Annotated in this window: 12 protein-coding genes; 9 read left to right on the plus strand and 3 right to left on the minus strand. The window is 61.8% G+C overall.

The window, feature by feature from the left end:
* The 9 genes from A3764_RS04365 to A3764_RS04405 all read left to right on the plus strand — a co-directional run.
* A partial coding sequence (locus tag A3764_RS04365; RefSeq protein ID WP_150122068.1) for a benzoate-CoA ligase family protein occupies window positions 1-720 on the plus strand: 720 nt, incomplete at its 5' end.
* Entirely contained in the window at window positions 710-1,537 is an 828-nt protein-coding gene (locus A3764_RS04370) for an alpha/beta fold hydrolase (RefSeq protein WP_067922948.1), read from the plus strand. The genes A3764_RS04365 and A3764_RS04370, both read left to right, overlap by 11 nt.
* Window positions 1,527-1,979: a DUF309 domain-containing protein gene (locus A3764_RS04375; protein ID WP_067922951.1), complete on the plus strand. Its 453-nt coding sequence runs from the start codon at window positions 1,527-1,529 to the stop codon at window positions 1,977-1,979. Before A3764_RS04370 ends, A3764_RS04375 begins: the two co-directional genes overlap by 11 nt.
* Before the next feature lie 98 nt (window positions 1,980-2,077).
* Window positions 2,078-3,736 carry a 2,3-epoxybenzoyl-CoA dihydrolase gene (boxC, locus tag A3764_RS04380; protein ID WP_067922957.1) on the plus strand — a complete coding sequence of 553 codons (1,659 nt, stop codon included), beginning with the start codon at window positions 2,078-2,080 and terminating at the stop codon, window positions 3,734-3,736.
* An 84-nt stretch (window positions 3,737-3,820) separates the two neighbouring features.
* On the plus strand, window positions 3,821-5,272 hold the full coding sequence (gene boxB / locus A3764_RS04385) for a benzoyl-CoA 2,3-epoxidase subunit BoxB (protein WP_067922959.1): 1,452 nt from the start codon (window positions 3,821-3,823) through the stop codon (window positions 5,270-5,272).
* A gap of 81 nt (window positions 5,273-5,353) precedes the next feature.
* Window positions 5,354-6,532, plus strand: coding sequence for a benzoyl-CoA 2,3-epoxidase subunit BoxA (gene boxA / locus A3764_RS04390; RefSeq protein ID WP_067922961.1), 1,179 nt, complete (start codon window positions 5,354-5,356; stop codon window positions 6,530-6,532).
* Window positions 6,532-6,957, plus strand: a complete 426-nt coding sequence (locus A3764_RS04395; RefSeq protein ID WP_067922964.1) for an acyl-CoA thioesterase — start codon at window positions 6,532-6,534, stop codon at window positions 6,955-6,957. Before boxA ends, A3764_RS04395 begins: the two co-directional genes overlap by 1 nt.
* An 86-nt stretch (window positions 6,958-7,043) precedes the next feature.
* A complete protein-coding gene (locus A3764_RS04400) occupies window positions 7,044-7,934 on the plus strand; it encodes a helix-turn-helix transcriptional regulator (RefSeq protein ID WP_067922970.1) in 891 nt (296 codons plus the stop codon).
* The gene (locus A3764_RS04405) at window positions 7,931-8,992 is read left to right on the plus strand and encodes a 3-hydroxyacyl-CoA dehydrogenase family protein (protein WP_067922973.1); all 1,062 of its coding nucleotides are present in this window, start codon (window positions 7,931-7,933) and stop codon (window positions 8,990-8,992) included. Before A3764_RS04400 ends, A3764_RS04405 begins: the two co-directional genes overlap by 4 nt.
* Before the next feature lie 62 nt (window positions 8,993-9,054).
* Here A3764_RS04405 and A3764_RS04410 read toward each other — a convergent pair whose 3' ends face one another.
* From A3764_RS04410 to A3764_RS04420, 3 genes are all read right to left on the minus strand, one after another.
* Window positions 9,055-10,722 (minus strand): ABC transporter substrate-binding protein, encoded by a 1,668-nt coding sequence (locus tag A3764_RS04410; RefSeq protein ID WP_067922977.1) that lies wholly within the window; start codon window positions 10,720-10,722, stop codon window positions 9,055-9,057.
* Window positions 10,723-11,225: 503 nt separating this feature from the next.
* On the minus strand, window positions 11,226-11,438 hold the full coding sequence (locus A3764_RS04415; protein WP_067922985.1) for a DUF2783 domain-containing protein: 213 nt from the start codon (window positions 11,436-11,438) through the stop codon (window positions 11,226-11,228).
* Window positions 11,435-12,964 (minus strand): FAD-dependent oxidoreductase (locus tag A3764_RS04420; RefSeq protein ID WP_067951250.1); only part of this gene is annotated, 1,530 nt, incomplete at its 5' end. The genes A3764_RS04420 and A3764_RS04415, both read right to left, overlap by 4 nt.

A 12,964-nucleotide genomic window follows, 5' to 3' on the forward strand; every position in this document is an offset into this window, starting at 1 on the left:
GAAGGCGCGCCCGATGCGCCTTTGCGCATCTGTATCTCCGCCGGTGAAGCGCTGCCCGAAGACGTGGGGCGGCGCTGGCGCGAACATATGGGCGTCGATATTCTCGATGGCGTCGGTTCCACCGAAATGCTGCATATTTTCCTGAGCAACCGGCCCGGGGATGTCGTATACGGCACCTCCGGCGTGGCGGTGCCGGGGTACGCCCTGCGGGTGGTGGACGAGGACGGAAACGAGGTTCGCCCGGGCGGGGTGGGGGAGCTGCTCGTCAACGGAGCCTCGTCCGCGAATTGCTACTGGAACCAGCGGGACAAGAGTCGCAACACCTTCGAAGGTGTCTGGACGCGGACGGGCGACAAATACATCCTGCGCGATGACGGGCGGCTCGAATACTGCGGCCGGACGGACGACATGTTCAAGGTCTCCGGCATCTGGCTTTCCCCGTTCGAGGTCGAAGGCGCGCTCGCCAGTCATCCCCAGGTGCTGGAGGCCGCCGTGGTCGCCGCGCGGGACGAAGAAGGGCTCGAAAAGCCGAAAGCCTTCGTGGTGCTGGATTCCGGCACCCCCGATGACGATTTGCGGACGGCCCTGAAGGAGCACGTGAAATCGAAGATCGGCAAATGGAAATATCCGCGCTGGATCGAGTTCGTGGAAGAACTGCCCAAGACCGCGACCGGCAAGATACAACGTTTCAAGTTGAGGGATGAACCGAATGGCTGCTGAATGGGAGCACGGCGCAACCGCGCATATCGAGGTGGACGGCAAGCGGCTGGAATATGCCTGCTGGGGGCCGCCGCCCGCGCAGGCTCCGACAATCGTGATGCTGCACGAAGGGCTGGGCAGTGTCGGACTTTGGCGTGATTTTCCGGCGGAGCTGGCAGAACACACCGGGTTGGGCGTTATGGCCTATTCCCGTGCAGGCTATGGCGGGTCCGACCCTTTCGAACTGCCCCGCCCGCTCGATTACATGACGCGGGAGGCGACGCAGGTACTGGGGCCGGTGCTCGACAGGTTCGGTATCGAAGATGCGATCCTGCTCGGCCATTCAGACGGGGCCACGATCTGCGCGATCTATGCGGGATCGGTTTCGGATATGCGCGTGCGGGGCCTTGTGCTGATCGCGCCGCATTTTTTCACCGAGCCGGATGGACTGGCCGCTATCCGTGAGGCGGGCCGCCAGTATGAGGAAGGCGATCTGCGGACCCGGCTGGAGCGGCATCACGACAATGTGGATAACGCCTTTCGGGGCTGGCATGACGCATGGACCGACCCGAAGTTCGCCGCGTGGAATGTAGCGGACGTGATCGACCACTGGCGCATTCCGGTGCTGGCGATCCAAGGACTGGACGATCCCTACGGCACCAAACTGCAGATCGAGGAGATCGACTCGCGCATTTACTCGCCGCTCGAAACCCTGCTCTTGCCCGATTGCGGACATGCGCCGCAGAAGGAAAAGCCGGAGCAAACCCGCGAGGCGATTGCAGAGTTCACGGCCCGACTGATCCGGCTGGAACGTGAAGCCGTCCCGGTTGGCAGATAACCTTGGCGGCATCGCCCAGCCGCCTCACGCCTATGTGCCGGGGCGGACGGCGCGCCATGCGGAGGATGCTTTCGATGTGATTACCGCATCTGTCGTTCCCGGTATGAAGCCTGCGGAGCTTGTGCGCACCAAGGCGTGGAGGGCCGGGCTGCACTATCTGCAGGCTGGATACTATTGGGAATGTCACGAAGTGCTCGAACCCGTCTGGATGCAATTGGAAGAAGGCACGCCGGAACGTGATATGGTGCAGGCGCTGATTCAACTGGCCAATGCGCGGCTGAAGCTGCGGATGGGCCGCCCGAGAGCAACCTTGAGGCTCTGCGCTATGGTAGAGGCCCATCTGGCCCGCTGCGGTAGGGGCGGGGCCATCATGGGCCTTTCCCCCGCGGAGGTCGCGGACTGGATACAGCAGGTGCGGCGCGAGGCGCAGGGGGCATCATAGTGCACATGGTCTAGCATTTGTGTGCATGTCGCGGCGCGGTAAGTTAAAAAAGATGAAATATAGTACTGTTTCGTGAATTGAACCCGAGGAGTTAGCGCATGGGCAAGGTTATCGACTTTCAGACCGATCCTTCCAAGTACCGCCACTGGAAGGTGGAATACGACGGGCCCGTTGCGCGGCTTTCGATGGATGTTGACGAAAAGGGCGGCCTTTTCGAGGGGTATGAGCTGAAGCTGAACAGCTATGACCTAGGGGTGGACATCGAACTGGCCGACATCGTCCAGCGGATGCGATTCGAACATCCCGAGGTGAAAGTGGTCGTGATGCAGTCCGCCAAGGACAAGGTGTTCTGCGCCGGGGCGAATATCCGCATGCTGGGCGGCGCGGAACATGCGCATAAGGTCAATTTCTGCAAATTCACGAATGAAACGCGCAATACTTACGAAGCGGCGCTTGCCGACAGTGGCCAGAACTACATCTGCGCCATCCGGGGCGCCTGCGCGGGGGGCGGTTATGAATTGGCACTCGCGTGCAACCACCTGATGCTGACCGACGACAGCACGTCATCCGTGGCGCTGCCGGAGGTGCCGCTTCTCGCGGTTCTGCCGGGGACCGGCGGGCTGACCCGCGTGACCGACAAGCGCAAGGTGCGGCGCGATCTGGCGGATGTCTTCTGCGCCATCGAGGAAGGCGTGAAAGGCAAGCGCGCGGTCGAATGGCGGTTGGTGGACGAGGTGATCCCGAATTCGAAATTCGATGACGTGGTGGCCGAGCGGGCGGCGGAACTGGCAGAAAGCTCCGACAAACCCGACGTCGAGAAGGGGATCGAACTGAAGCCCCTTGATCGTACTTTTGCCGAGGATGGCGTGAACTATTCTTCCGTCGAGGTCGCCCTGCACCGGGAGGGGCGCCGCGCGACCATCACGATCAAGGGCCCCGAAGGCGACGCGCCCGCGGACATGGATGCCTTCGTCGCCGAAGGGGCGGACAACTGGATCCTGCGCTGCGCACGCGAGTTGGACGATGCCATCTTGCACCTGCGCAACAACGAAAAGGAGCTCGGCTTGATCGAGTTCCAGACGCAGGGCGATCCGGAAAGGGTCATCGCACACGAAGCGCTGCTGCTGAAAAACCGGGAGCACTGGCTCGCCAACGAGGTTCTGCAGTATTGGAAGCGTGTACTGAAACGGGTGGACATGACTTCCCGCAGCCTCGTGGCGATTGTTGAGCATGGGTCGTGCTTCGCCGGTCCGCTGGCCGAACTGCTTTGGGCCGCTGATCGCAGCTACATGATGCTGGAGGAGTTCGATGGCGACAATCGGCACCTCGCCACCGTGACGCTGAGCGATGGCAACTTCGGCAGCTACCCGATGGGCAACGATCTGACCCGGCTGGAAACCCGGTTCCTCGGTACGCCCGAACAGGTGGAAACGCTGAAAGACAGCATCGGCGATGCGCTGGAGGCCGATGAGGCCGAAAAGCTCGGCCTTGTCACCTATGCCTATGACGATATCGACTGGGAAGACGAGGTGCGCCTGTTCATGGAAGAGCGCGCGAGCTTCAGCCCCGACGCAATGACCGGCATGGAAGCGAATTTGCGCTTCGCCGGTCCTGAGACGATGGAAACACGCATATTCGGGCGGCTCACCGCTTGGCAGAACTGGATTTTCCAGCGGCCCAATGCCGTGGGCGAAGAAGGTGCATTGCAGCGCTATGGCACCGGCGTGCGGGGCAAATACGACATGGAACGCGTCTGACGCATCGCCGCGGCCCCTGTCCGGGCCGTGGTCTGAAACATCGAAAGGCCGGGCAGCGATCCCGCCTAACTGGAGGAACTTCGAATGCTTGATCTGATCAACGTCAGCTATGATACGCAGATCCCGAACAACGTGGGGCTGTCCGAAGACAAGAAGGTGCTGAAGGCGCTGGAAAAATGGCATCCCGGTTACATCAACTGGTGGAACGACCTGATCCCGCAGAACTTTCAGGAATCCATGGTTTACCTGCGCACCGCCGTCAGCGTGGACCCCAAAGGCTGGGCCAAGTTCGATTACGTGAAGATGCCGGAATATCGCTGGGGTGTCCTGCTCGCTCCGCAGGTCGAAGACCGAAAGATTCCCATGGGCGAACATTACGGCGAACCCGCGTGGCAGGAGGTGCCGGGCGAATACCGCAACATGCTCAAGCGGCTCATCGTCATCCAGGGCGATACGGAGCCCGGCTCCGTCGAACAGCAGCGCTTCCTCGGTCTGACGGCGCCGTCGCTCTATGACATGCGCAACCTGTTTCAGGTCAACGTGGAAGAAGGCCGCCACCTCTGGGCAATGGTCTATCTGCTGCAAAAGTATTTCGGACGCGATGGCCGCGAAGAGGCGGACGACCTGCTGGTCCGCTCCTCCGGGTCGGACGAAGCACCGCGGATGTTGGGTGCCTTCAACGAGGAAACGCCGGATTGGCTGTCGTTCTTCATGTTCACCTATTTCACCGACCGCGACGGCAAGATGCAGCTTGAAAGCCTTGCGCAGTCGGGCTTCGACCCGCTGTCGCGCACCTGCCGCTTCATGCTGACCGAAGAGGCGCATCATATGTTCGTGGGCGAAACGGGCGTGGGCCGCACCATCCAGGCGACGCTGGAGGCGATGGCGAAGCACAACATCACCGACCCCTACGACATCAACAAGATCCGCGACCTCGGGGTGATCGACCTGCCCACCATCCAGAAAAAACTGAACCTGCACTACACGCTGTCGCTCGACCTGTTCGGGCAGGAGGTTTCCACCAACGCGGCCAATGCCTTCAACTCCGGCATCAAGGGCCGCTATATGGAGCAGCGGATCGACGATGATCACAAGCTGACGGATGACACCTATCCCGTGACCTCCATCGTCGACGGCAAGATCGTGACGGAAGACGTACCCGCATTGACAGCCATCAATATGCGGTTGCGGGACGATTACGTGCGCGATGCCGCGGGCGGTGTGGGCCGCTGGAACAAGCAGATCCAGAAGGCGGGCGTGGAGTTCGAACTGAAGCTGCCGCATGAAGGGTTCCACCGACAGATCGGTGTGTTCAGCACGGTCGCAGTCGATCCGGGTGGCAACATCATCAGCGCCGACGAATGGCACAAGCGCCGGGACGAATGGCTGCCCACGAAAGCAGATGGCGATTATATCAGCTCGTTGATGAAACCCTGCTACGAGCCGGGCAAATACGCCAGCTGGATTGCTCCGCCCAAGGTGGGCATCGACAACAAGCCCGGCGATTTCGAATATGTGAAGCTGCACATGGCCTGAGGGCCACGCGGCTGCGTAAGATAAAGGACCGGAGGCGGGCCGGGCACGGCCCGCCCTATCCATGTTTCAGGGGAGGGCGCCATGAACAAGCCGATCAAACAGCATCTCATCGATCCGGAGATCTGCATCCGGTGCTACACGTGTGAAATGACCTGCCCGATCAACGCGATCGAGCATGACGACAACAACGTGGTCGTGAACCCGGACATCTGCAATTTCTGCATGGACTGCATTCCTGTCTGCCCGACAGGCTCTATCGACGAATGGCGCGTCGTCGAAACGCCCTACACGCTCGAACAGCAGTACGAGATGGATGAACTGCCCGAGCAGGAGGATATCGAAGGCCCCGCCGTCCCGGAGGAGGAGGAATCCACCGATCCCGTCGCCGCCCTTCTGGCCGAGGCGCACAAGGGGGCGGGCGGGAAGGCCCGCGCGCCGGTCACCGCGGCTAAGCCGACTGTGAACATGTATAACCTCGGAAGGCCTGCGCGTATGAAGGTGCAGGGGAACTACCGCCTTACGGATGATCCCGAACATGATGTGCGCCACATCATCCTTGATCCGGGCGCACAGCCTTTCCCCGTGCTCGAAGGGCAATCGGTTGGGATCATTCCGCCCGGAACGGACGCGGAGGGCAAGCCGCATCTGCCCCGGCTCTATTCGGTGTCCAGCCCGCGCGACGGGGAGCGGTCGGGCTATCACAACATCTCGCTCACCGTGAAGCGGGAGGTGGAGGGGCTTGCTTCCAACTACCTTTGCGATCTCGAACAGGGGGCGGAGGTTGACGTCACCGGGCCCTTCGGTGCGACCTTCCTTATGCCGGGCGATCATTCGGCGCATCTGCTGCTGATTTGCACGGGCACCGGTTCCGCCCCGATGCGGGCCTTTACCATGCAGCGTCAGCGCAGCGGTGCCACCGGGGGCATGACCATGTTCTTCGGCGCTCGCGCCCCCGAAAGCCTGCCCTATTTCGGCCCGCTCAAAAAGGTGCCTGAAAGCCTGCTGAAACAGCATCTTGTCTTCAGCCGGCTTGAGGACTGCGAAAAGGAATATGTGCAGGATCGCATCGTTGCGGAGCAGGAAGTGGTCGCGGAGCTTCTGGCCAATGACAAGACCCATATCTACATTTGCGGGCTGCGCGGTATGGAGGAAGGCGTCGAACAGGCGATGACTTCCATCGCCGAGGGCATGGGGCAGCAGTGGTCGGACCTGCGCGACACCATGCGCGAAGACGGACGTTATCACGTGGAAACCTATTGATGGCGGCGCAACCTTTCGTCCATCCGGTCAATGTCACCTGGGGGGACTGCGATCCCGCGCGCATCGCCTATACCGCGCGCCTGCCATGGTTCGCGCTGGATGCGATCAATGCATGGTGGGAAGCGCATTTCGACGGCGAAGGCTGGTACCAGCTTGAACTCGATCGCAATATCGGCACGCCCTTCGTGAACCTGTCGATGGACTTCCGCAGCCCCGTTACCCCCCGGCACAAGCTGCTGTGCGAAACCTACCCGACACGGTTGGGCGAAAAGTCCATCACCTTCGGAATGAAGGCACGGCAAGACGGGATCCTGTGTTTCGAAGGCAGCTTTACCTGCGTGTTTACCATCGCCGATCAATTCAAGAGCCAGCCCGCCCCGCAGCGTCTGCGGGACGTGATCGAACCTCTGGTTCGGACGGGTTAATGCCGGGTACCCGCCCTTCATGCATTATTTCGCGCAATCGGCCTTGATGTTTTGATTCCTGCATTATTTTTCGCGAAATGAACGATATGTCTGACAGCACCCGAGACCGGGATACCGGCGCCGAACTGATCGCACGCCTTGCCGCGCGGGTCGCCGAAGCGAGGAAGGCGCGGGGGCTGCCACGGCGCGTGCTTTCCGAACTTTCCGGTGTATCCCCGAGGTACCTTGCCCAGTTGGAAGCCGGGGAAGGAAATATATCCATCCGACTTCTGGAACGGGTCGCTACGGCGCTGAACCTCAAAGTCGAAAACCTCATCGCGGAAGAACTGCCGATGGATCATGATGTCCAGCGGCTCGTCGCGCTTTTCCGTCAGGCCCCGGACGACGTTCAACAGCGTGTGCGTTCGATCCTTGCGCCCGAAAACCCGAAGCTGATGCGGGCGGGCCGAATCTGTCTGATTGGCCTGCGGGGCGCGGGTAAATCGACATTGGGGCGGATGGCCGGCGAGGCGCTGAAAATTCCCTTTGTCGAACTCAACAAGGACATAGAGGCCCATAACGAGATGCCCCTCTCGGAGATCATGGCGCTCTACGGGGAAGAGGGCTACCGGGAGATGGAGGCCGAGGCGCTGGAGCGTGTCAGCGCCCGGCACGATCGGATCATCCTTGCCGTGGCGGGCGGTATCGTCGCGGAAAAGACGACCTATGCGCGGCTGCTTGAACGCTTCCATACCGTCTGGCTGAAAACCAGCCCGGCCGAACATATGCAGCGCGTGCGTGCGCAGGGCGATGTCCGCCCCATGCAGGGCAACCCTGCCGCGATGGCGCAGCTTAAATCCCTGCTCGAAGGCCGCAAGCCGCTTTATGAAAAGGCCGAGGCGCAGTTGAACACCTCCAACCGGACGGTGCGAAGCTCTCTCAACGATCTGCTGGCTATCGTCGCGAGCCGGGGGTTCCTCGACCGCGGCGAAGGATGAAGGCAACAGGTTCGCCGCAGGTCGTTCTCTGCGAGGCGGGGGCGGGCGCGGCGCCCTTCATCGATGCGCTGCTGTCCAACGGTATTTTAGTGACCGTGCAGGAAGAAGACGCCACCACGTTGGAACGTGTGGCAGATGGTCTGAAGGGTCGTCTCAAAGGGCCGTTGCCGGAGTTTGTCGATAGCTCCGCCCGTTTTGCCAAGGATGCCAACGTGATTGCCGCGCCTTCGGCCCTTGGCTGGGTGCCCCAACCCCCCACTGCCGTCTTGGCCGAACCCATCACGGTGGGCGGGGCGGGGCCCCTTTACCTCGATCTTTCGGCTTTCCCGCTGGTTGAACTTTGCGCGGTGGGGAGGGAAGGGGCCGCGGGAGAGTTGCGGGCCATATTGGCCGCCTCTGGCGCCCAGATCCTGTCGGCCCCGGCAGGTGCCCTCTTTCCCGGCAGTCGCCTGCAAAACCGGATGGTTGCCATGGTGGAGGCATTGCTGATGGCAGGCGCCGCCCCTTGGGATATCGACGAGGCGCTGGAAGCGGCGGGTTGGTCACCCGGCCCCTTGGCCCTGCAGGACGGGCAGGGCCTTGATGGCACGCTTGCACGTTGGCGCGCCGGGGGAGGGCACCGGCATACGATATTGGAACGCATGGTGCAGGAAGGCCGCCTTGGACGCGCGGTCGGGGTCGGCTGGTATCGGTATCCCGGCGGGGGCGGTGCGGTGATCGACCCCCTGCTGGAAGACATGATTGAGGAAGAGGCGCGGTTTGCCGGCCACAGGCGGGGCGACATGACCGCGCCCTGTATCGTGCAAGCGGTCACGCTGGGACTGCTGGCGGAATTAGTTGAGATTTTTGAGGCAGGGATGGCGGAGCGGATGCTTGACCAGCTTGTAGGCGCGAAGACCGGCTACGGCCCTTCGGGTAAAGGCCTTTGCGCTGAAGCAAAGCGCATGGGGCAGGCAGAGATGGCGGAGGCCTTGGCCGCTTTGCGCGGGCGCTTCGGATCGGCATGGGAACTTCCGGCAGCGCTCCGCAGCACGGGGGAGGCGCGGCTGTTCCGGTAGGAAGTGACCCGAACCAAAAAGGCCGCCCCGAAGGGCGGCCTCCATTCGCTGGTTCGGTTCGATTACATCGTCCACGCCATGCGGGCGGGGTGGTATTCAAAGCCGATGTGGTGGCCTGCGCCAACCAGACCTTCCTTGGTGTGGTTGTAGAGCGAGCGCCAGTAGGGCTGAATCGTGACCCCGGAGTTCTGGATCATCGCTTCGCCTTCGGCCATCAGTGCGCGGCGCTTCTCAACGTCGGCTGTGGCAAGTGCTTTTTCCAGCAAGGCGTCGAATTCGGGGTTGGACCAGCCGAATTCGTTCCACGCTTCACCCGAACGATAGGCAAGCGCCCAGATCTGCACGCCAAGGGGGCGCGCGTTCCAGTTGGTGGAGGAGAAGGGATATTTCGTCCAGTCGTTCCAGAAGGTGGAACCGGGCAGGATCGTGCGCTTCACCTTGATACCTGCATCGCGCAGCTGTGCCGCAACCGCGTCGGTCGTGTCCTTGCGCCAGGCGTCGTCGATGGAGAAGAGCTCATGCTCGAAATCGGCCATGCCGGCTTCTTCCATGAGCGCCTTCGCCGCCGCCGGGTCCACCGTACGGGGTTCGAGTTCCGCGTATTCCGGATGCATCGGGCCGACGTGGTGGTTTTCCGCCACGATACCGCGACCGGCATAGCCCAGTTCGAGCAGAACCGCGTTGTCCACCGCCATGGTGAGGGCGCGGCGCACGCGCTCGTCCTCGTAGGGGCGCATCCCGTCCACTTCGGCCAGCTGGTTCGGCCGGATGACGATGGTTGCAGCCGACGCGATGCTGTTTTCGACCCAGCCGTCCAGCGTGCTCATGATGTCGATGTATTCGCCTTCCATGGAGTAGAAGGCATCGACCTCATCCGCTTCGGCGGCCGCGATCCACGCAGAGGGGTCGGTGCCGTAATCGATATATTCGAGCCGGTCGATATAGGGTCCGCCGAAGACTTCGGTGCCCCACCATTCAAAGCCCTCGTTGCGGACCAGAACGCTCTTCACCCCGACTTCGAGCGACTCGGGCAGATAGGGGCCGGTGCCGACGGGATTTTCCAGCATGTTATCGGCATCGAAGCCTTCAGGTACGATGGCCGCGGGATAGTCCGCCATACCGGGAACAAGCGTGATGTCAGGGCGCGGCAGCATCAGCTTGACGGTGTGGTCATCCACGACCTGAATCGCCCCTTCGATGGCCTTGCCGGTTTCCTCGTCGATCAGCGTCGCGAAACGCCCGGCCATGGAGTTGCCTTCCACGTCCTTCTCGCACCAGCCTTCGATGTTGCGCGCAACGTCGGCGGCGGTGAAGTCGGAGCCGTCGTTCCACTTCACGCCCTTGCGGACGTTGAGCGTGTATTCGGTCGCGTTATCGTTGATTTCCCAGCTCTCCAGCAGGGCAGGGGTGAATGTGCCGTCGTTTTCCCAGATGGCGAGGTATTCCAGCCACCCGCGGGAGAAGTTTGCGATCTGCGACCAGTCATAGGTGCGCGGATCCTTCAGCGCGCGTACTTCCATCTGCATGCGGACGGTGCCGCCTTCCTTGTGGGCTGCGGCCTGAGCGGGGGCCGGCATGCCGATCATGGCATAGGCGGTCGCCGTGGTGGCGCCGAACGCGCTGGCAAGGGCCAGGAATTCGCGGCGGTTCACTGGGTCTTTCTTCGCAGCTTCCGCCGAGTCGATGACCGACTGGGGCAGCGGTTTGCCGGTGCGTGTCAGAAATGTCATGTTCTTCCTCTCTGTTACGATGCCGAAGTACCGGCACATGCGACGACCGCCTTCGGAAGCGGTGCCAGGTGACGCAGTTGTCCTGCTGTTGCAAGCAATCCCCTTGGGGGTGCCGCGCGATAGTCAAACACACGGACCACGCGCGTCAAGCCCATCGGCCCCAGATGTGAGACTGCGTGTATTATCAGGGGCGTGTGCGATTTGCCGGTTGACGGGGACTGACCCGCTGTGACGCGGGGGCAGAGATATGGGGAAAGGCGTGCTGTGAAAAAGAAAATACGCGGGTCATCGGGTAAGTAATTGTAATTATTAAAATATTATTGGTGTGCCGGCGAGGCGCTAGCAAATACGCCCATCAGCGCAGAAGCAGGGTAAAGATGAGACCCGGCATCTCGTTTCCAATATGTCGATCACTCCGCGCGGACCGCTAGCACAGTTCCCTTACGTCACTTTTAAGAGACCGAAGCACAATACCGACCTATGAGCCGGTGAGGTGACCGAATCTAGATTTCTCGACGGTCCGTTGCAAAGCCCATGTCGCGGGCTGCAGCGAAAAGCTCGCGCAGGCGTGTTGCATCCCCGACTTCGTTGGAAAGCAGCAAGACGAGCCGGGCGTTGAGCGCGTGGCTATGTTCGGCGCTCAGGCCCTGATGCGCCTTCATCAACGCTTCGTAAACCGCGTCCCCCGCGGGGCCGAGCCTGTCTTCTTCGGTCATAGGAAGCCTCCTTTCGCACGGGCCAGAGCCTCTTTCACCTCTTCAACCTGTGGTGTGTCGAAGAACGCACAGACATGTCCATCCGGGCGCAAGAGATAGGCGCCCCGACCGTATCGCTGTTCCACCAGCCCTTCGGTATCTTCCACCTCCGCGCCGCTGCCTCTGGGCCCGACGATAACAGATTCCAGGCCCGGCACTTCGGGGAGCACGGCGCCCCCGACGCCCAGCAGAACAAAGCGTCCTTGCAGCGCCTCGATCAGCCAGCGACACCCGTTTTTGCCGACCACCGGGGCATCCGGCATCGCGCTACCGGGCGCTATGGGCGCCTCCCCCCGGGTTTGCAGGGGGCGGCCATCGAGGCTGCAGGGCTGAGATAACCGGCCCGAATTGATGAGCCGCCGGGCAAAAGGTTGCGTTTCGGCGAGGCGCAGTACCTCGTGGCGGAGAAGCGCTTCCATCTCCGATTTCGGCGTCATGAAATTGGTGGCGCGGCCCGAATGGAGGATGTTTTCGCGTGCCCCGTGGCGGCGCTCGTCATCATAGCTGTCCAGCAGGGCCGACGACGCCTCTCCCTTCAGCACCAGCGCCAGTTTCCAGCCTAGGTTGTCCACATCTTGAATGCCGCCGTTTCCGCCACGCGCGCCGAAGGGACTGACAACATGGGCGCTGTCGCCGACAAAGATCACCCGCCCATGAACGAAGTTGTCCAGCATGGCGCAGCGGAAGCGATAGACGCTCATCCAGTCGAGCCGAAAGGGCGTATCGCCGACGATGGCCCGGATACGGGGCAGAACCCGTTCCTCCGTCGCCTCCACCTCCGGGTCCGCGTCGGGGCCAAGCTGCAGGTCGATCCGATAGATGTCATCGGGTTGCTTGTGCAGCAGCGCGGATTGCCCTTCGTGAAAAGGCGGGGCGAACCAAAACCATCGTTCCGGGCGGTCGGCGACGGCAAAGGGGCTTTGGGGCATTTCGACGTCCACGATCAAAAAGCGTTCCTCGAAGGACTGACCTTCGAAAGGCAGGGCCATCCGGCTGCGGGTTGCGCTGCGGGCCCCGTCGCAGGCGAGGTACCAATCCGCTTCCAGCGTATAGTCGCCATCAGGGGTTTCGATGATCAGTTCGACGTGATCGCCGCGCTCCGCATGGTCTGTCACCCTGTTGCGAAACCGCAGATCGATGAGGTCGGGAAAGGCATGCGCCCGTTCGAGCAACATGCGTTCCACATGGTACTGCTGAAGGTTGATGAAGGCCGGGTATTTGTGCCCCGTCTCGGGCAGAAGGTCGAATTCCCAAACCTGCTTTTCGCCGTGAAACAGGCGGCCCACCTGCCATGTGACACCCTTTGCCAGCATGGTTTCGCCCACGCCCAGCCTGTCGAAGATTTCAAGCGTGCGTTTGGCCCAACAAATCGCGCGGGACCCGACGGAGACGGTATCGCCGTCATCCAGAACCACGCAGCGGATACCCTGCTGGGCCAGATCGATTGCAATGGAAAGGCCGACGGGTCCGGCGCCGACGATTACCAC

Origin of the sequence: Sulfitobacter sp. HI0129 (genome assembly GCF_001635395.1) — a bacterium.
Classification (GTDB): Bacteria; Pseudomonadota; Alphaproteobacteria; order Rhodobacterales; family Rhodobacteraceae; genus Sulfitobacter.